Source organism: Amycolatopsis sp. NPDC004368 (assembly GCF_053602515.1).
The window spans coordinates 340395-358604 of sequence record NZ_JBSGDT010000002.1 but is presented as its reverse complement, the minus strand read 5'-3'; the positions used below and the strand labels follow the sequence as shown (position 1 = coordinate 358604).

The following is an 18210-nucleotide window of genomic DNA, read 5'->3' as shown; positions in this document are numbered from 1 at the left end:
TTGCTGTTGACCCTGGACGACGGCTCTATCCAGCGTAAGCTCGCGGACGCCTCGGACGTCGCGCGAGATGCCCTGGTGGCGGACGCCCCGGCCGAGCAGGTCGGCGAGCACGTCGGCGTGAACTCCGAGGACGCCGTCTCGGCGACTCACCTGTTCGAAGCGTCGGTGCCCGGCTACCGAGGCTGGCGCTGGGCCGTGACACTCGCCGTCGCCGGGGTCGACGAGCCCGTGACCGTGAGCGAGCTGGAGCTCCTGCCCGGCCCGGACTCCCTCGTGGCGCCCACCTGGGTCCCCTGGGAACAGCGCGTGCGCGCCGGCGACCTCGGCGTGGGCGACATCTTCCCCACCGACAAGAACGACCCGCGCCTCGCGCCCGCGTACCTGCAGTCCGACGACCCGGCCGTCGAAGAGGTCGCCCACGAAGTCGGGCTGGGCCGCGTCCACGTCCTGTCCCGCTACGGCCGCCAGGACGCCGCCACCCGCTGGCACGGCGGAGAGTTCGGCCCGCGCTCGGACATGGCCCGCAGCGCCCCGGCCACCTGTGGGACGTGTGGGTTCTTCGTGCCGCTCGCGGGTTCGCTGCGCGGGGCCTTCGGGGTCTGCACCAACGACATCGCCCCGGCCGACGGCCACGCGGTTGACGTCGAGTACGGGTGCGGCGCGCACTCCGAGGTGGAGGTCGAAGTCACGTCCTCGATCCCGGTGGCGGAACTGGTTTACGACGATTCGCTGATCGAGTTCGTTTCGGCTGGTGCTGATTCCGCGGCTGAGGGTGAGGTTGCCTCGGATTCCGCCGCTTCGGACGCTGCTTCGACCGCTGCGGCGGAGGAAGTCGCCACCGCTGGCACCACGGAGCCCGAAACCGCCGCTGAGGTCGCTGCGGCTGAGGTCGCTTCTCCGGCGGCCCTTTCGGTGAGCGAGGCGCCGGCCGCTGAGACGTTGTCGACGGAGGCTGCCGCCGAGGCCGTCGGGACCGCCGTGGCTTCGGCTGATGAGGCGCCTGGGGCTGCCGGCTCGGTCGCGCAGGCCTCGGCTCCCGAGGTGCCTGCGGTTGGTGAGTCGGTCGCGGAGACCTCGGCTCCCGAAGCGCCCGCCTCTGCTGAGCCGGCCGCGGCCGGTGAGGCGGTCGCCGAGACCGCTGTGGCGCCTGCGGAAGAAGCTGCCGCTGGGTCCGTGGCCGCCGTCGAGATCGCGGAGCACGCCGCCGAGACCGAAGCTGCCCCGGCGCAGGACGCCATCGATGGCTCGGCGGCCGCGACCTCGGCTCCCGAGTCCATCGCACCCGCCGAGCCGGGTGCCGACGCCACTGCGCCTGCCGAACGTGCCGCCGAGTCCGTTTCCGCGGGCGAAGCAGTCGCGGAGGCGGCGGTCTCCGAGGCGACGACCGTCGAGGAGTCGGCTGCGGAGGCCTTCGAGGACGCCGCCGGCGATTCCGCCGAAGCGACCGAGCCCGCCACCGAAGCCGGCACCACCGAAACCCACACCAACGTCACCGCCACCAGGACCGAAACCGGTGACAACCCCCAGTGACTGAGGGCTCGGGGTTGCAGGCGGATCCGTTCGGCACGGAGCGCCTGCGGGAGGCCATGCTGCGCGCGTGGCGGGACTCGCCCACGCGGTTCACCGAGGACACCAACGCCGAGCGGGACCTGAGGGTCGGGGCGTACCGGGACCGGCTCTTCGTGGAGCTGGCGCAGAACGCGGCGGACGCGGCGTTGGCGGCCGGCGAGCGTGGCCGGGTGAAGGTGTCCGTTGTGGACGGTGAGCTGAGGTTCGCCAACACCGGTGCGCCCCTGGACGTGCGCGGGGTGGAGTCGCTGGCGTCGTTGCGGGCGTCGGCGAAGGAGCTGGGCACGGTGGGGCGGTTCGGGGTCGGGTTTGCCGCGGTGTTGACCGTGTCCGACGAGCCGCGGGTGGTTTCGAGAGACGGCGGTGTGGAGTTCTCCGCCCGGCGGACGCGGGAGGCGGCCGGGCGGGACGGGGACGTGCCGGTGCTGCGGCTGCCGTGGCCGTCGCCCGAAAAACCGCCGGAGGGGTTCGACACCGAGGTGCGGCTGCCGTTGCGGGAGCCGGAGAGCGGAAAGGCGCTGCTCGACGCGCTGAAGGAAGAAGTGTCCGACCTGCTGCTGGCCTTGCCGTGGCTGGCCGAGGTCGATGTGGACGGTCGCGTGTGGACTCGAACGGGCACCGACCAGGTCGAGATCGCCGGACCGCAGGAGAGCCGGCGGTGGTTGACGCACGAGGGTTGGGCCGTGCCGATCGACGGGAACGGTGTACCGCAGCCACTTGACGAGGACGTGTTGCACGCGCCGACGCCGACGGATGAGGCGTTGTCGTTGCCGGCGAGGTTGATCGCACCCGTGCCGTTGGAGCCGTCGCGGCGACGGGCTCTGCCGGGCGCGGCGCTGGACGAAGCGCTGGCCGCCGCGGCGAGGAAATACGTCGGCCTGGTGAAGGCGCTGCCGCAGGAGCACCGGTTCGTGGTGGTGCCGCAGGCCGGGTTCCCGAGGTCCACAGTGGACGCACAGCTGCGGGATCAGATTTTCCTGGAGCTGGCAACACAACCTTGGTTGTCCACACTGGACAAGCAGGAAGTGTCGGGCCGGCAGGTCAAGGTGCTGGACGTCGACGTGCCTGGCCTGCCGCCGCTCCTGACGGACCTGGTGCCCGGGCTCGTCCAGGCGCCGGCGGGGGCCGCGCGCACGCTGAAACCCGTTTCGGCGCAGGCGATCGGGGTCGAGGACGTGCTGGAGGTGCTCACCGGGATCGATCGGGAACCCGGGTGGTGGCACCGGCTGTACGCGGCGCTCGCGATCGCGGTGGACGCGCACGACGTGTCGCCCACGCAGCTCGACGGGCTGCCCGTGCCGCTGTCCGACGGGCGCACGCTGCCCGGCGCACGCGGCACGCTGCTGCTCGACGGATCCACCGAGCTGCTCGAACTACTGTCCGATGTGGACGTTCCCGGTCTGCGGCTCGTGCATCCCGCCGCGGCGCACCCGTTGCTGGAACGCCTGGGCGCCAAGCATGCCGACGCCCGCCAGCTGCTCGAAGCCGAGCAGGTGCGCTACGCCGTCGAGCGCAGTCTGGAAGACGTCCGGTCCGGTTTGGACGGTATGAACCTCGCGGGCGCGGTCCTGCGGCTGATCGCGGAGTGCGGCGACGACGCACCCGAGTGGGCCGGCGCGCTCGCCCTGCCCACGGACGACGACGGGTGGCGCCGCGCCGACGAGCTCGTGCTGCCGGCCTCGCCGCTGCTGGAGGTCTTCGACCCGGAAGTGTTCGAAGAGGACGGTGCTCTCGCGGTGCTCGACGACGAGTTCGCCGAGGACTGGCCCCAGTCGACGCTCGAAGCGGTGGGCGTGCTCGACTCTTTCGCCGTGGTGCGCGACGAGGAGCCGCACGAGCCCGACCACGGGCTGCCGGACGAAGAAGCGTGGTGGGACTCGGCAGAACCGACGACCGTCCTCGCCATCCGCGACCTCGACCTCGTCGCCGACGACGCGTGGCCCGCCGCGCTGCGGCTGCTGGCGAAGAGCCCCGAGACCTGGCAGGCACTGCACGTGCCCGAGGGGCACGCCGGGTGGTGGCTCGCCCGCTACGCGCTGCTGGCCGGCGAAGCCCCCGGCTCCTGGCGGCTGCCGGAAGCCGCCGACCTCGCGGGCCTCTACGACGAGGTGCCCGACCTCGGCCTCACGACCGAGCTGCTGCAGGCGGCCGGCGTCCGGACCACGCTCGACCTCACGACGGCCGAAGACGTGACCGACCTGCTCGACCGCCTCGGCGACCCCGGACGCACGCTCACGCCCGGCCTCGCCGCGCGCGCCCACCGCGCGCTCGTGCGCTCGACCGTGGACGTCGAGGACCTCGACGCCCCGGCCCGCGTCCGCACGGCCGACGCGCGCACCCAGGACGCCGACAAGGCCGTGGTCCTGGACGTGCCGTGGCCGGCGTCCGCGCTCGAAGCGGGCCGGATCGTCGCCGCGCCCGAAGACCCCGAACGCCTCGCCGACCTGCTCGACCTGCCGCGCGCGAGCACGCTCCCGAACGAGGTCACCAGCACCGGCGAGTACGTCACCTGGGCCGACCTGCCCGCGATCCGCCTCGTCGCCGACCAGCTCGGCTTCCCCGTGCCGACAGGCGGCCCGCTCCTGCACGACGTGCTGACCGTGACCGTCGACGGCACCACCGCCGACGTCCCGTGGTGGTCGGACGAGGACAACCGGCTCCACGCCGCCGACACCTCGGAAGGCCTGGCCCGCGCCTTCGCCTGGGCCACGGACCGCTGGGCCGAGCGCTACCGCATCACGGCGCTGCTCGACGACCCGGCACCGCACACGCTGCTGAACTGACGCGAACTACAACCGCTGCGCCGACTTCGAGCCCCGCCGGGCCGCCGCGCGCTGCCAGAAGATGATGCCGAAGCCGATGAACCCCAGGACGATGCCGGCGAACGCCGTCCACACCCACACGCCGTCGGTGACGAAAAACAGCACCACCAGCGCGACCGCCCACAGCGAGGTACCTACGATCACCACCGGGGTCAGGTCGGTCAGGCGCTTGGGCAGGTCCGGCGTGTGCCGCAACGAGCCCGTTACGTCCGGGGGATTGATCGGTTCATCCACGTGGTGAAGGCTACCCCGGTCGTTCGGACACATCGAGACGCAGGACCTGGCACGACGGCACCGGCCATGAGAAGACTGACCACGGCATCAACGCACCACGGCAGCAGGCAGGACAGGGGTAGACCATGACCGACCAGCGCGAGAAGGAGAGCGTGTCCACTCTGGACCGTTTCTTCAAGATCAGCGAACGGGGCTCGACGACCGGGCGCGAGATCCGCGGCGGTGTCGTCACGTTCGTGACCATGGCCTACATCGTGGTGCTCAACCCGCTCATCATCGGCAGCTTCGCCGCGGGCACACCCTCGGCGCACGCCGACGTGCTCGGCCACATCCTGCCCGTGCCGGCCGTGGCCGCGGTCACGGCACTGGTCGCCGGCGTGATGACGATCCTCATGGGGCTCGTCGCCAACTACCCGTTCGCCATCGCCACCGGGCTGGGCCTCAACAGCCTGCTCGCCGTCACGCTCGCGCCGCAGATGACCTGGCCCGAGGCGATGGGCCTGGTGGTGATCGAGGGTGTGGTGATCGTGCTGCTGGTCCTCACCGGTTTCCGCACGGCCGTGTTCCGCGCGGTGCCGCCGGCACTCAAGTCGGCGATTGCGGTCGGCATCGGGTTGTTCATCTGCCTCATCGGCCTCGTCGACGCCGGCTTCGTGCGCCGCCTGCCCGACGACGCGCACACCACCGTGCCGGTCGGCCTCGGCATCAACGGCTCCGTCGCCTCCTGGCCGACGGCCGTGTTCGTGGTCGGCCTGCTGCTCACCGCGATCCTCGTGGCCAAGAAGGTCAAGGGCGCGATCCTGATCGGGGTGCTGGGCTCGACCGTGCTGGCGATCGTCGTCGAGGCGATCGTGAAGGCGGGGCCCTCCAATGGCACCAATCCCAAGGGCTGGGACCTCGGCTACCCGGCGCTGCCGTCGAACATCCTCGGCGCGCCCGACCTCTCGCTGGTCGGCGACGTGTCCTTCGGCGCCTGGACGCGCCTGCCGATCATCACCGTCGTGCTGCTCGTGTTCACGCTCGTGCTCGCCGACTTCTTCGACGCCATGGGCACCATGACCGGCCTCGGCAAGGAAGCCGGCGTGATCGGCAAGGACGGGCAGCTGCCGAACGTCGGGCGCGCCCTGTTCGTCGAGGGCCTCGCGGGTGCGGCCGGCGGCTTCGGCTCGGCCAGCTCGAACACCGTTTTCGTGGAGTCCGCCTCCGGCATCGCGGAGGGTGCGCGCACCGGCCTCGCCAACGTCGTCACCGGCGTGCTGTTCCTCGCCGCCATGTTCCTCACGCCGCTCTACCAGGTGGTGCCCGTCGAGGCGGCGGCGCCTGCGCTCGTGGTCGTGGGCGCGCTGATGATGGGCCAGGTCCGGGAGATCGACTTCACCGACTTCTCGATCGCCCTGCCGGCCTTCCTGACGATCGTCGTCATGCCCTTCACCTACTCCATCGCGAACGGCATCGGCGCCGGCTTCGTGAGCTACGTCGTGATCCGCGCCGCGACGGGCAAGGCCCGCCAGGTGCACCCGTTGATGTGGGTGATCGCGGTGGCGTTCGTGGCCTACTTCGCCGTGGGGCCGCTGCAGGCCGCGCTGAGCTGACGCGGGCACAAGATCGACCGGGAACGGCACCACGCGAGTGGTGCCGTTCTGCGTTGTGCAGGTGCTCAGCGTGATCGCGGAGGGTGTCCGGGTTCACCCTCTGGCGAGATTTTCGTGAGGTAAGCTAACTATATGTCCGGCGATACGCACGAGCGCTCCCTTTCGAGCCGCTTGCGTCTCGCGGTGGTCCGGCTCAACCGCCGGCTCCGGGCGCAGCGCGTGGGCGACGACGTGACGTTGACGCAGACCGCGGCGCTGTCCACCTTGCACAAGTGCGGCCCGTTGACGCCCGGTCAGCTGGCCGCCAGGGAAGGCGTCCAGCCGCCCTCGATGACGAGGGTGATCGCCGCGCTCGAGGAGATGGGGCTGGTCGAGCGTCGGCCGCACCCGACCGATGGGCGCCAAGCCATCGTGGAGCTGTCCGACAGCGGTTTGGTCTACGTGCAGAAGGCCATTTCGGTGCGGGAGGCGTGGCTGGATCGGCAACTGGCCGAACTCGGCGAGGAAGAGCTCGAAGTGCTCTCCCGCGCCGCTGAGATCATCGACAGGATGGCGGGGAACTAACACCGGTGGCGACCACGGGTAGCGAAGCAGAGCGTACGACCGAAACCATTGCTACCCGGGACACGGCGCCACCGCCGGCCGCCCCGCCCACGTCCGGTCCACCAGGGACGAAGCCGGGCACGACGTCCGGAACGACCCACGGATCGACCGCCGCGACGAAGCCGGCGACCAAGTCCCCCCGGACCATGAGCCTGCCCGACGGCGCCGATCGCGTGCCGGACGAACCCGACAGACCCGCGGAGCCCAAGCGCGGCAAGGGCATGTTCTCGTCACTGCGCGTGCGCAACTACCGGCTCTTCTTCACCGGCCAGGTCATCTCGAACGTCGGCACCTGGATGCAGCGCATCGCCCAGGACTGGCTGGTCTTCCAGCTCTCCGGCAACAACCCGGTGGCGCTCGGCATCGCGGTGGCGTTCCAGTTCACGCCCACGCTGCTGCTGTCGCTGTGGGCCGGGGTGCTCGCCGACCGCGTCGACAAGCGGCGGCTGCTGATCCTCATCCAGAGCGTCAACTGCTTGCAGGCGACGCTGCTGGGCGTGCTCGACCTGACCGGCGTCGTGCAGATCTGGCACGTGTACCTGCTGTGCATGATGCTCGGCATCACCTCGGCCATCGAGGTGCCGACGCGCCAGTCGTTCGTCGCCGAGATGGTGGGTCGCGACCAGATCGCCAACGCCGTGGCGCTCAACTCCTCGATCTTCAACCTGGCCCGCATCGTCGGCCCGGCCATCGCCGGGTTCGCGATCACCTGGGTCGGCACCGGCTGGCTGTTCCTCGCCAACGCGGTGAGCACCGTCGCGGTCGTCACCGGGCTCGCGTTGATGAACCCGGCCAAGCTCTTCCGCGGCCCCGCGATCCCGCGCGCGAAGGGGCAGCTCGTCGAAGGCCTGCGGTACGTGCTCCGTCGCTCCGACCTGGTCACGGTCATGGTGCTGGTGCTGTTCGTGAGCACGTTCGGCATCACCTACTTCACCTCGCTGCCGATCGTCGCCGCGAACGTCTTCCACACCCAGGCCGACGGTTACGGTCTGCTGTCCACGCTCGTCGCGGTGGGCACGTTCGTGGGGGCGCTGATGTCGGCCCGCCGCGGGATCAAGAGCCGGCCGCGGGTGCGGACGATGCTGATCGCCGCCGCCGGGCTGGGGCTGTTCGAGCTCATCACGGCGTTCCTGCCGACGTACCTGGCCTTCGGCATCGGCCTCATCCCGCTCGGCTTCGCCACGATCACGTTCCTCAACACCGCCAACGCCCTGGTGCAGACGTCGGTCACGCCCGAGATGCGCGGCCGCGTGATGGGGATCTACGTGCTCGTGCTCATCGGTGGCAACCCCATCGGCGGTCCCATGACGGGCTGGATGGCCGACGCGTTCGGCGGCCGCTCGCCGTTCTACATCGGCGGCGCGATCTCGCTCATCGCGGCCGTGGCCTGCGCGCTGGTGCTCATCCGGCGCGGCGGCGTGAGCCTGCCGGTGCGCCGATTCGGCAACGGGCTGCGCGTGCTCAAGCGCGAACGCGTCTGACCTGCGGTTTTCGAAGGGCATCTCGGTTCGCCGAGGTGCCCTTCGCGTTTTTCAAGCCCCCACCCGGACGAGTGAGAGCTGGGTCTCCACGAGAGAGGACTTGCCGGGATGTATGAGGTTAGGCTAACCTCACACACGTCCGCTTCGTGGTGGGAGCGGCAGTCAGTTCGGGAACGGACGGAGCCCCGCACCTGGAACCCCGGGTGCGGGGCTCCGTTCATTCAGCGGGTTCATCGCGCGGGCAAAGCGTCCCTCATGACGGGTTCATGGTCGGGTCGGCCGCCGCCTCCGTCAAGGGGTGCTCACCTGGTGGGGTCGGCAGCCGTGAGAGCTCCATGCCGAAGTACACGCGGTACGCCGTGCGCACGGCGTCATCGCTGGTCAGCAGCACCTCGTGGCGCACGCCGTCGACCGTCTCGATCAAGCGGTGGCCCGACAGCGTCACGCGGCCCTGGGACGTCGGCCGCGAGCACGTGAGCCGTCCGGTGAACCCCGAGCGGGGCGACGTCGACTGCCACCACGCCATCGGCACGAAGTCCGAGAGCGGCCGCGTGCGCTGCTCCAGGCGGTACTCGCGCTTGCCGTCCATCAGCACGTCCACGTCGCCGAACGGGGCGTCCAGGACCAGGAACTCGCCGTCCGGGTCGCGCTGCACCTCGACGGCCGACAGCCGCAGCGGACCCCGGCTGAAGCGGCCGAAGCCGACGTCCACGAGCCACTTCTCGCCCTCGAGTGCCACGACCACGGCCGCGTGGTCCAGCGGCGGTCCGGGCACGCCGTCATCGCCGAAGACCTGGGCACCGCGCAGCTCGGCGTCGAAGCCGAGCTCACGCAGGAAGGCCGCGAAGAGGCCGTTGAGCTCGTAGCAGAACCCGCCGCGCCGGCGGCGCACGATCTTGTCGAACAACGCGTCCACGGTCAGCTCGATGGGCTCACCGAGGTGCACGCTCAGGTTCTCGAACGGCACGCGCTCGAGGTGGCGCTCCTGCAGCTGCCGCAGCGCCGCGAGGTCGGCCTTCGCGGGCAGGGCGAGGTCGAGGCGGGCGAGGTAGGCGTCGACGTCCATGCCCCCAGCCTCACACCTGAAGTGCACTCGAGGTCAACCCGAATACGAAAAACGGGGTCCTCCGTGAAGGAGAACCCCGCTTTCAGACCAATCGGTGCAGCGAGCTCAGCCGAGCAGGCCGTTGCCACCGGCGACGGCGTTGTCGAAGCGCTTGCTGATCTCGGCCCAGTTGAAGATGTTCCACAGGGCCTTGACGTAGTCCGGCTTCACGTTCTTGTAGTCCAGGTAGAACGCGTGCTCCCACACGTCGACCAGCAGGATCGGCGTGGTCGGCAGGATCAGGTTGTTGTGGTGGTCGCGCAGCTGCTGGGTGATCAGCGTCTTGCCGATCGGGTCCCAGGACAGCGCGCCCCAGCCGTTGCCCTGGATCGTGGTGGAGACGGCGGTGAACTGCGCCTTGAACTTGTCGAAGGAGCCGAACGCCTCGTCGATCGCCGCGGCCAGCTCGCCGGTCGGCTTGTCGCCGCCTTCCGGCGAAAGGATCTTCCACCAGACGACGTGGTTGGCGTGGCCGGCCAGGTTGAAGGCCAGCGTGGTCTCGAGACCGACGATGTTGCCGAAGTCGCCGGCTTCACGAGCTTCGGCGAGCTTGTCGAGCGTGTCGTTCGCGCCCTTGACGTAGGTCGCGTGGTGCTTGCTGTGGTGCAGCTCGTTGATCTGACCCGAGATGTGGGGCGCGAGGGCGCCGTAGTCGTAGTCGAGATCGGGCAGGTTGTACCGGGCCATTGGCCCTCCTTCTGTCTTCGACACAAGTTCCTACTACCGAACCTAGTAGCACACCCGGGTCCCAGGCGACCGGGGGCGCTCTGGCGTCCACGGGGTGGATACCTCGTCCGGCCACGGCGTACCCGGCCGGGCACCGTGTGAAACAGAGCCTGCTACCTCGACCAAACTGGAGGTCAACTCCGTGTGATCAGCCTCATCGCGCGGGCGTCAGGTGGTCCGGTAGCGGTCCAGGTCGAGTGCCAGCTCGTCGAACACGGCGACGTTGTGTTCGAAAGCCACGAGTGTCTCGTTGATCACCCGGGTACGGGCTTCGTCGTCCCACGGCGCGGCGTCGAGCTTCGCGCGATAGCGGTCCCGGAACGCGGGCGCGCTGCCGATCGCGTCGAAGTGGTAGAACAGCGAGCCGGCCTCGGCGAGGTCGAAGTTCTTTTCCAGCAGCCGCCGGATGATCTGGCCGCCCGCGATGTCGCCCAGGTAGCGCGTGTAGTGGTGGGCCACGTAGCCGCCGGCCCAGTTCGACGCCTCGGCGATGCGCGCGACGTACGCCCGCGTGCTGGCGAGGGGCTGGATCTCGGTGCGCCAGCCCGGGCCGACGAGGTGCGCGAGATCGCGCTCGAGCGACGGCAGCCGGCGCAGCTCGTCGAACACGAACTCGCGGCCCACGGCGTCGCCGGTCATCTCGTCGCTGACGTGCTCGATGGCCTGGTAGACGAAGTAGTACTGGATCGCGAGCTGCGTGTAACCGGCCAGCGAGAGCTCGCCGCCGAGCAGGGCGTTCATGTACGCGGAGTGGTTGGCCCGGTCGTGCACGCCCCTGGTCGACTCCCGCAGCTGTCCGGAGAACGGGCGGGCTTCGAGCTCAGTGGTCACCGACATGGAGGCCTCCCTCGATCTGACAGGCTGTCAGAAAGAGGGTAGGTCAGGATCGGGACTTAGGCTACCCTAAATCGGACGTGGATCCGGAAGTTCACTCGAACCGACGGCTTGCAGCACGAACCGCACGGCCGCCTCGATCACCGCGCCGAGGCGCTCGGCGGGTACGTCGATCACCTGCCGCGTGCCGAGTGCCGCGGTGATCATGGCGACCACCACGTCCACGTCCTGAGCAGGCCAGCTGCCCGCGTCGACGCCGGCGAGCAGCACCGCGCGCAGCTGCCCGGTGATCGGGTCGGCGTGGGCGCTGATGCGCCGGTAGGCCGCCGGGGCGAGCGCAGACTCCAGCGCGCCGCCGGGTGGCAGGTGATGCTCGGCGAGCACGCGCAGCTGCAGCCGGACGAACGTGGCCAGCTGCGCGATCGGGTCCGTCTCGGCTTCCACGGCGGCGCGCAGCCGCTCGACGTACCGCGCGGCCTCGTCCTCGACGAACGCCACGAGCAGGCTTTCCTTGTCCGGGAAGTGGTTGTACAGCGCGGTGCGGCCCAGCCCCGCTTCCGCGGCGACGCCGGCGAGCGTGATCGCGTCGAAGCCGCGCTCGTAGAGCTGCGCACGCAGGACCTCGAACACTCGGGCGCGGACTTCGCGCCGGTGCGCTTCGAGCGAACCGCCGAGTACCTTCGGCACCGCTGCCCCCTGCCTCCCGAGTGCTGCTCACGCAACCATCCCAGGGCAACCTTAGAGCGCGCGAGCGGTTCCACTCAGTCGGTGAGCGGCCAGGTGTGCACGGGTTCACCGGTGGCCGACAGCTCGAGGTAGCGGCCCAGCATGTGGTTGAGCGCCGTTTCGCGGTCGGCGCCGTGGTCCTGCGCGCGCAGCACGTAGTCGCGCTGCCAGGTGGCGCCGCTGCGGCGCGCCAGGCACCGGCGTTCGATCACGCCGAGGTACTTCACGCGGGCCTCGTCGGACACGCCGGAGCGGCGCAGGCCCTCGTGGGCCAGGGGCAGCAGCACGCGCAACGCCAGCTCGTCGGGTGGGATCCAACCGATGCCCGGCCAGTACAGTTGCGCTTCGAAACCCTTGCGCGCGCCCGCGTACAGGTTCTCCTCCGCGGCCTGGAACGACATCTGTGTCCACACTGGCCGTTCCTGCTCGGCGAGCGCGCGCTGGGCGCCGTAGAAGAACGCGGCGTTGGCGACGATGTCGACCACCGTCGGCCCAGCCGGCAGCACGCGGTTCTCCACGCGCAGGTGCGGCAGGCCGTCGACGACGTCGTACACCGGCCGGTTCCACCGCCAGATCGTGCCGTTGTGCATGCGCAGCTCGGTGAGCTTCGGCGCCTGGCCCGACTCCAGCGTCTCCAGCGGGTCCTCGGAGTCGGTCTGCGGCAGGAGCCCCGGGAAATAGCGCACGTTCTCCTCGAACAAGTCGAAGATCGACGTGATCCACCTCTCGCCGAACCACACTCTCGGCCGAACGCCTTGGTTTTTCAGCTCTTCCGGCCGGGTGTCGGTGGCCTGCTGGAACAGCGGGATGCGCGTCTCGTGCCACAACGCCTTGCCCAGCAGGAAGGGCGAGTTCGCGGCCAGCGCCGTCTGCACGCCGGCGAGGCACTGCGCGGCGTTCCAGTGCGCCGCGAACTCCTCCGGCGCGACCTGCAAGTGCAGCTGGACCGACGTGCACGCGGCCTCGGGGAGGATGGATTCCGAGAAACTGCGCAACCTTTCCGGCTGTTCACCGGCAAGTGCGGCGCCGTCCATGGAAAGCGCGATTCGCTCGCCACGCGCGGCGAAGATCTGGTCGTTCAACGATGAATACCGCGCGTTGTTGGTGAGCCATTTCTGGTCGAAGTGTTCTTGCCGCAGCGTGGGCAGGATCCCGATCATCGCGAGCGCCGAACCGGCGTCGGTCGCCTTGTCCGCGGCCTTGCCGAGGTATGCGCGCAGATCATCTTCCAGCTGCAATGCGGAATCACCCGCGAGCGGGCGCGGGGGCACGTTCAGCTCGAGGTTGTGCTGGCCGAGTTCGGTGGTGAACGACGGGTCGTCGAGTGCTTCCAGCACCGCCGTGTTGGTCATCGACGGGCGCAGTTGCTCATCGACGAGGTTCAGCTCCACCTCGAGCCCGATGTTCTTGCGGGGAAAGGAAAAACTGCCGTCCGTGAGCATCCGGGCGAGGGTGTCGAGGCAGCGCTGGACCTTGCGGCGGTACCGTCCTCGGTCCAGCTGGTCGAACGATTTCGCCGAAAGATCGGTACCCATGTCTGACGCGCTCCAAGGCTTGCGGTCCGCAGGTGTCCGGGCGGGGACTGCCAGGCCGCCCACCGTCGCACAGTGCAGCGCATCCGGGCTAGCGGCCAAACTGGTGCTCTCCGTCACGGGGGGTTGACCGTGCGCGAAAATGACCCATTCGTACCAGAGCCACCGGGACGTTCGGACCAGCTTTGTCCGGGGTCGGGTTCCAGCATGCGGATGTCACACTGTGCGGTGTGGCTGAACTGATCTTCACCGAGGATCCGGAAGATCCCCGGCTCGACGATTTCCGCGACTTGTCCACTGCGGACCGGCGGCCGGACCGCCCGGGCGGGCGGGGGCTCGTGATCGCGGAAGGCACCGTGGTGGTCGAGCGGATGCTCGCTTCGCGTTATCCCGTGCGCGCGTTGCTGGGCGTGGAGCGGCGGGTGCGTGACCTCGACCTGTCCGGAATCGACGCGCCCGCGTACGTGAGTTCGGCCGACACGATGGCGAAAGTCGTGGGGTTCCACCTCAACCGCGGTGTGCTGGCCGTGGCCAATCGCCCCGCGCCGCCCGGGTTTTCCCGGATCGTGGCCGACGCGCGGGTGCTCGCCGTGCTCGAAGGGGTGGGCGACCACGAGAACCTCGGGTCGATCTTCCGCAATGCGTCTGCCCTCGGTGTGGACGGTGTGCTGCTCGGGCCGGGGTGCTCGGACCCGCTTTACCGGCGCAGCGTGCGCGTGTCGATGGGCCACGTGCTGCGCGTGCCGTTCGCGACGCTGGGTTTCTGGCCCGGCGGCCTGGATCTCTTGCGGGAGAGCGGTTTCACCGTGGCGGCGCTCACACCTCGGCCGAATTCCGTTCCGCTCCGCGGACTGCGTGACAAGGTCGGCGACCGGGTCGCGCTGATGCTGGGCGCCGAGGGCCCGGGGCTCACCGACGAAGCGATCACGGCCGCGGATCTGGCCGTGCGCATCGAGATGGTGCCGGGTGTCGACTCGCTGAACGTCGCCACCGCGGCCGCGGTCGCTTTCCACGAGGTCGCCGCCACGCGCTGAGGTGCTCACCTTTCTTGGGTACCCATTCCGCGCGGTCAATCACAGCCCCCGGCGCCGATCGGGCCACGATGTCCGCCCGTCCGGCCCTCGCGGGGCGGCAGATCTGGTCCGGCCGGGGTGAGGCGGCTACTTTCGGCGCATGATCAACATCGACGCGAGCCGGGTGGAGCCGGAGAAGGTGGACCTGCTCGCTCGTGGCCGGCCGTGGCCGACGAGTGAGCGGACGAGATCAAGGCGACCTTCGTGGACGCGGGCGTGCGGCACGAGCGGGCGGTGCTCGTCGACACTTCCGACGGGCCGTCGTTGATCCATGCCGTGGATTGCGCCGACGACGAGGCCGCCAAGGCCGTGTTCGCCGAGTCGACGCACCCGATCGACGCGGAGCACGAGCAGAAGATGGCCGAGGTGAACGCCACCCCGGTGCCGGTCGAGGCACTGCTCGACCTGGCGCTGTAACCGGTTTTCGGATCGTGATCGCTTTCCCCGCCGGGTGCGTGCCCTGCGGGGACCTCGCCGGGCTTACGCTGCTGCCGGCAGGTGTGACCGCGCCCGGCGGTGGGCACCTGCAGGTGGGATGCCCGGCGAGAGGACATCAGTGGAGCTGCGGATCCGGGGCGAGCGCGCGGTGCTCGCCGGCCCGGGTGGCGAGCACGCGCGCGAGGTCGACCCGCGGCGGCTGGCGATCGGAGCCGATCTGGCGCAGGCGTTGCACGAGTGGGCTCGCGTGGCGTCCGCGGTGTCGCGGGCGGGGGGCGAAGCCGAGGTCGCCTCGTCGGTCGTGTCGCAGCGGGGCCGCCAATTGGCCGGGCGGCTCGCGACGGTGATGGGGACGACGGTGCGGTTCGTGGATCCGGTGTCGGGCGTCGAGACGGTGATCGAGCCGCCCGCGCGAGTGGTGGCGAGGCGGCGCGGAATGCCGGGCCCGGGCAACGAGCCCACTCCCTGGCTGACCGGGCTGACGGTGTCGGGGTTCGCCGCGGTGCTCGTGACCGTGGCGATGCTGGCGCTGGCCGGCACCCTCGCGCGCGAGACGAGCGGGTGGATCGCGCTGCTGGCGTCGGTGGTGGTGACCGCCGGGATCGGGCCTTCGCTGTGGCTCGGGCGTCGGCTACCGATCGTGCGCTGGGCGGTGTACGGCGCGGCCGTCGGGATCGTCGCCGCGTGGCTGGGAGTGCTGGCGATCGTGCTCTGACCGGCCGATACTCGGTCGATGGACGCACTCGGGCGGCTTCGGCGGGTGTGCCTGGCGCTGCCCGAGGCCACCGAACGGCTCAGCCACGGCGAGCCGACGTGGTTCGTGCGCGGCAAGAAGACGTTCGTGACGTTCGCCGACCACCACCACGACGACGGCCGCCTGGCGTTCTGGTGCCCGGCCCCGCCGGGTGCGCAGGAGGACCTCGTGCGCACCGAGCCGGACCGCTTCTTCCGCCCGCCCTACGTCGGGCACCGCGGCTGGCTCGGTGTGCGGCTCGACGTGGACGTCGACTGGACCGAGGTCGAGCACATCGTGCGGGACGCCTACCGGCTGGTGGCGCCGAAGTCGCTGGCGGTGCTCGTCGACTAGCCGCGCTGGGAGCGCACGCCGAGCAGCACGTCTTCCCACGAAGGCACGATGGGGTGGTTTTTCTTCGGCTTCGCGCGGGGCTGGTCGTCATCGTCGGCGGCCTCGTCGTCGGACGGGACACGCGGGATCTCGCGGGTGTCGTCGTCCTCTTCGTGCGGGTCGGCCGGGGCCTCGATGGCGAGCCGCTCGTCCTCGGCCGAGTCGAGCGTGGGCTGCACGACGGATTCGCGAGCCGGGTCGAGGGCGCGGACCGTGCGCGGCGGCCGGTAGGCGTTGGGGTTGAGCAGCACCTCGGCGTTCTCGTCGAGGGCGTGCACCGTGCCGCCGTGGGCGCCGGGCGAGAACGACCAGTGGGCGCGGTTGTCGGAGCGGCCGGCCTTCCACTGCAGCACGACGACCCACTTGCCGTCGTCGCCGCGCCAGGAGTCCCAGCGGGCCTGGGCGTAGTCGTGGCCGCGCACGCCGAACGCATACGCGATCACTTCACCGAGCGTCTGCACGTCGGGGCCGTCTTCGCGGACGGGATGGGCGCTCTGGGCGAGCTCGGCCGTGCGCGAGCGCTCCAGCAGCACCGGGTAGGCGAATCTCTCCACGCGCTGCGCCGAGACCCCGGCGCTGCTCGCGACCTGTTCGACGGACTCGCCGGCACGGATTCGCGCCTGGATCTCGCGTGGCCGCATCTGGCTCTCCAACTCGATCTGGATCTGGCCCAGCCGGGCGATGTCCCCCCTCGCGGCCGCTCGCAGTGTTTCATCGGCCGGGAGCAGGAAGCGGGTACGGCTCGCCGGGTCCTCGAGCACGATGGACTTCCCGTCCTCGTGCAGCCCGACCACCCGTAGCGCCCGCATTTCTCGCCTCCCCGATCTTCACCTTTGTGGGTGCTCACGTTAGAACGGCGCGTCGGCTTGACGCGCGAGGCGCGCCGAGGCAACACCGATCCGTCACCCGATTGCTCGACGGTCTCCGCCATCCTCTCGGTCCAACCGACCGGCAGATCGCGTGACACGCCGAACACTTTCCGTCACGAATGAGTGGTGTTCCGCGCCCGCTCTCCCAAGCAGCGAAGGGCCCCTCCTGATGCGGAAGGGCCCTTCGCGGGTGGCTTGCTCGGCCGCTGTCGGTCGACCGCGTTCGTCAGCCGCTTTTCGTCAGCCGCTTTCGTCAGCCGAGCCGCTCGACGACGTACTCGATGCTCTGCGTGAGCTTCGTGATGTCGTCGGGGTCGATGGCCGGGAACAGGCCGACCCGCAGCTGGTTGCGGCCCAGCTTGCGGTACGGCTCGGTGTCGACGATGCCGTTGGCGCGCAGGATCTTGGCCACGGCGGCGGCGTCGACCTCGTCGGAGAAGTCGATGGTGCCGACGACCTGCGAACGCAGATCCGCGTCCTTCACGAACGGCGTGGTGTACGAGGTCTTCTCGGCCCACTCGTACAGGCGGGTCGACGAGTCCTTGGTGCGCGCGGTCGTCCAGGCGAGCCCACCCTGGCCGTTCATCCACTCGATCTGGTCGGCCAGCAGGAAGAGCGTGGCCACGGCCGGGGTGTTGTACGTCTGGTCCTTGCGCGAGTTGTCCAGCGCCGTGGTGAGCGACAGGAACTCGGGGATCCAGCGGTCGCCGCCGCCGAGCTCGTCGATGCGCTCGACCGCCTTGGGCGAGGCGAGCGCGATCCACAGGCCACCGTCGGACGCGAAGGACTTCTGCGGCGCGAAGTAGTAGACGTCGAAGTCCTCGGCCTTGACGGGCAGGCCGCCGGCACCGGACGTCGCGTCGATCGCCACCAGCGCGTCGCCGCTGCCCTCGGGGCGGCGGACCGGCACGGCGACCCCGGTGGAGGTCTCGTTGTGCGCCCAGCCGACGAGGTCGGCACCGGTTTCGTAGGCGATGTCGGGCGCGCTGCCCGGCTCGGCCTTCACGATGATGGAGTCGGCCAGGAACGGCGCCTTGTTCGTGACGCTCGCGAACTTCGAGGAGAACTCGCCGTAGGTGAAGTGCTGCGCGCGCTCCCGCACGAGCCCGAACGCGGCGGCGTCCCAGAACGCCGTGGTGCCACCGTTGCCGAGGATGACCTCGTAGCCCTCCGGCAGGGAGAACAGTTCGGACAGCCCCGCGCGCACTCGCCCGACCAGCGACTTCACCGGCTTCTGGCGGTGCGACGTGCCGAGGTAGGTGCGGCCGGACTCCGCCAGCTTCGCGAGCTGCTCGTCACGGACCTTGGACGGTCCGCAACCGAAGCGCCCATCGGCAGGCTTGAGGTCTTCGGGGATGCTCAACTGCGCTGCGTCGGTCATGTGGGCAGTCTCTCAGGTCGGGATGGGCCTGCTCAATGCGGTGGGGAGGAGTCCGGTATGTGGGACCCGACACTCCTGGCCCCTACCGGGCGAACGGGA

General features: G+C 70.1%; 17 protein-coding genes. 9 read left to right on the top strand and 8 right to left on the bottom strand.

Going from position 1 to position 18210, the window contains the following annotated elements; translation table 11 throughout:
• Positions 1-75: 75 nt before the first annotated feature.
• A complete protein-coding gene (locus ACWEOE_RS05235; RefSeq protein WP_452004187.1) occupies positions 76-1530 on the top strand; it encodes a DUF3027 domain-containing protein in 1455 nt (484 codons plus the stop codon).
• Positions 1531-1586: 56 nt separating this feature from the next.
• Positions 1587-4352 (top strand): sacsin N-terminal ATP-binding-like domain-containing protein, encoded by a 2766-nt coding sequence (locus ACWEOE_RS05230; protein ID WP_452004593.1) that lies wholly within the window; start codon positions 1587-1589, stop codon positions 4350-4352.
• 6 nt (positions 4353-4358) lie between these two features.
• Here the strand turns inward: ACWEOE_RS05230 and ACWEOE_RS05225 are convergent, their stop codons facing one another.
• Positions 4359-4586: a DUF2530 domain-containing protein gene (locus tag ACWEOE_RS05225; RefSeq protein WP_364049950.1), complete on the bottom strand. Its 228-nt coding sequence runs from the start codon at positions 4584-4586 to the stop codon at positions 4359-4361.
• A gap of 164 nt (positions 4587-4750) precedes the next feature.
• Here ACWEOE_RS05225 and ACWEOE_RS05220 point away from each other — a divergent pair, with 164 nt between their 5' ends.
• From ACWEOE_RS05220 to ACWEOE_RS05210, 3 genes are all read left to right on the top strand, one after another.
• Positions 4751-6217 carry an NCS2 family permease gene (locus ACWEOE_RS05220; protein ID WP_452004185.1) on the top strand — a complete coding sequence of 489 codons (1467 nt, stop codon included), beginning with the start codon at positions 4751-4753 and terminating at the stop codon, positions 6215-6217.
• A gap of 132 nt (positions 6218-6349) precedes the next feature.
• The gene (locus ACWEOE_RS05215; protein ID WP_452004182.1) at positions 6350-6781 is read left to right on the top strand and encodes a MarR family winged helix-turn-helix transcriptional regulator; all 432 of its coding nucleotides are present in this window, start codon (positions 6350-6352) and stop codon (positions 6779-6781) included.
• A gap of 260 nt (positions 6782-7041) precedes the next feature.
• Positions 7042-8301 (top strand): MFS transporter, encoded by a 1260-nt coding sequence (locus ACWEOE_RS05210; protein WP_452004589.1) that lies wholly within the window; start codon positions 7042-7044, stop codon positions 8299-8301.
• A 253-nt stretch (positions 8302-8554) separates the two neighbouring features.
• Here ACWEOE_RS05210 and ACWEOE_RS05205 read toward each other — a convergent pair whose 3' ends face one another.
• The 5 genes from ACWEOE_RS05205 to ACWEOE_RS05185 all read right to left on the bottom strand — a co-directional run bounded on the left by ACWEOE_RS05205 (position 8555) and on the right by ACWEOE_RS05185 (position 13227).
• Positions 8555-9367, bottom strand: coding sequence for an arylamine N-acetyltransferase family protein (locus ACWEOE_RS05205; protein WP_452004180.1), 813 nt, complete (start codon positions 9365-9367; stop codon positions 8555-8557).
• Between the two features lie 105 nt (positions 9368-9472).
• Positions 9473-10093, bottom strand: coding sequence for a superoxide dismutase (locus ACWEOE_RS05200; RefSeq protein WP_452004177.1), 621 nt, complete (start codon positions 10091-10093; stop codon positions 9473-9475).
• Positions 10094-10300: 207 nt separating this feature from the next.
• Positions 10301-10969 carry a biliverdin-producing heme oxygenase gene (locus tag ACWEOE_RS05195; RefSeq protein WP_452004174.1) on the bottom strand — a complete coding sequence of 223 codons (669 nt, stop codon included), beginning with the start codon at positions 10967-10969 and terminating at the stop codon, positions 10301-10303.
• Between the two features lie 66 nt (positions 10970-11035).
• Positions 11036-11653 (bottom strand): TetR/AcrR family transcriptional regulator, encoded by a 618-nt coding sequence (locus ACWEOE_RS05190; protein ID WP_452004172.1) that lies wholly within the window; start codon positions 11651-11653, stop codon positions 11036-11038.
• A gap of 74 nt (positions 11654-11727) precedes the next feature.
• Positions 11728-13227: a glutamate-cysteine ligase family protein gene (locus ACWEOE_RS05185; protein ID WP_452004169.1), complete on the bottom strand. Its 1500-nt coding sequence runs from the start codon at positions 13225-13227 to the stop codon at positions 11728-11730.
• Between the two features lie 227 nt (positions 13228-13454).
• Between ACWEOE_RS05185 and ACWEOE_RS05180 the strand changes: the two genes are divergently transcribed.
• The 4 genes from ACWEOE_RS05180 (at position 13455) to ACWEOE_RS05165 (ending at position 15822) form a co-directional block, all read left to right on the top strand.
• On the top strand, positions 13455-14258 hold the full coding sequence (locus ACWEOE_RS05180; protein WP_452004167.1) for a TrmH family RNA methyltransferase: 804 nt from the start codon (positions 13455-13457) through the stop codon (positions 14256-14258).
• Between the two features lie 243 nt (positions 14259-14501).
• On the top strand, positions 14502-14714 hold the full coding sequence (locus ACWEOE_RS05175; RefSeq protein WP_452004164.1) for a hypothetical protein: 213 nt from the start codon (positions 14502-14504) through the stop codon (positions 14712-14714).
• A 139-nt stretch (positions 14715-14853) separates the two neighbouring features.
• Positions 14854-15450 carry a DUF2537 domain-containing protein gene (locus ACWEOE_RS05170; RefSeq protein ID WP_452004162.1) on the top strand — a complete coding sequence of 199 codons (597 nt, stop codon included), beginning with the start codon at positions 14854-14856 and terminating at the stop codon, positions 15448-15450.
• 18 nt (positions 15451-15468) lie between these two features.
• Positions 15469-15822, top strand: coding sequence for an MmcQ/YjbR family DNA-binding protein (locus tag ACWEOE_RS05165; protein ID WP_452004159.1), 354 nt, complete (start codon positions 15469-15471; stop codon positions 15820-15822).
• Here ACWEOE_RS05165 and sepH read toward each other — a convergent pair.
• Together sepH and serC are read right to left on the bottom strand one after the other, a co-directional pair.
• On the bottom strand, positions 15819-16670 hold the full coding sequence (gene sepH, locus ACWEOE_RS05160) for a septation protein SepH (RefSeq protein ID WP_452004156.1): 852 nt from the start codon (positions 16668-16670) through the stop codon (positions 15819-15821). The genes ACWEOE_RS05165 and sepH overlap by 4 nt on opposite strands.
• A gap of 313 nt (positions 16671-16983) precedes the next feature.
• On the bottom strand, positions 16984-18111 hold the full coding sequence (serC, locus tag ACWEOE_RS05155) for a phosphoserine transaminase (RefSeq protein WP_452004153.1): 1128 nt from the start codon (positions 18109-18111) through the stop codon (positions 16984-16986).
• Positions 18112-18210 lie beyond the last annotated feature (99 nt).

What these genes read in the sequence shown, in the direction of transcription:
- ACWEOE_RS05230 (WP_452004593.1), top strand. Translation starts at nt 1,587, where the DNA reads ATGCTGCGCGCGTGGCGGGACTCGCCCACGCGGTTCACCGAGGACACC.
- ACWEOE_RS05220 (WP_452004185.1), top strand. Translation starts at nt 4,751, where the DNA reads ATGACCGACCAGCGCGAGAAGGAGAGCGTGTCCACTCTGGACCGTTTC.
- ACWEOE_RS05215 (WP_452004182.1), top strand. Translation starts at nt 6,350, where the DNA reads ATGTCCGGCGATACGCACGAGCGCTCCCTTTCGAGCCGCTTGCGTCTC.
- ACWEOE_RS05210 (WP_452004589.1), top strand. Translation starts at nt 7,042, where the DNA reads ATGTTCTCGTCACTGCGCGTGCGCAACTACCGGCTCTTCTTCACCGGC.
- ACWEOE_RS05205 (WP_452004180.1), bottom strand. Translation starts at nt 9,367, where the DNA reads ATGGACGTCGACGCCTACCTCGCCCGCCTCGACCTCGCCCTGCCCGCG.
- ACWEOE_RS05200 (WP_452004177.1), bottom strand. Translation starts at nt 10,093, where the DNA reads ATGGCCCGGTACAACCTGCCCGATCTCGACTACGACTACGGCGCCCTC.
- ACWEOE_RS05195 (WP_452004174.1), bottom strand. Translation starts at nt 10,969, where the DNA reads ATGTCGGTGACCACTGAGCTCGAAGCCCGCCCGTTCTCCGGACAGCTG.
- ACWEOE_RS05185 (WP_452004169.1), bottom strand. Translation starts at nt 13,227, where the DNA reads ATGGGTACCGATCTTTCGGCGAAATCGTTCGACCAGCTGGACCGAGGA.
- ACWEOE_RS05165 (WP_452004159.1), top strand. Translation starts at nt 15,469, where the DNA reads ATGGACGCACTCGGGCGGCTTCGGCGGGTGTGCCTGGCGCTGCCCGAG.
- sepH (WP_452004156.1), bottom strand. Translation starts at nt 16,670, where the DNA reads ATGCGGGCGCTACGGGTGGTCGGGCTGCACGAGGACGGGAAGTCCATC.
- serC (WP_452004153.1), bottom strand. Translation starts at nt 18,111, where the DNA reads ATGACCGACGCAGCGCAGTTGAGCATCCCCGAAGACCTCAAGCCTGCC.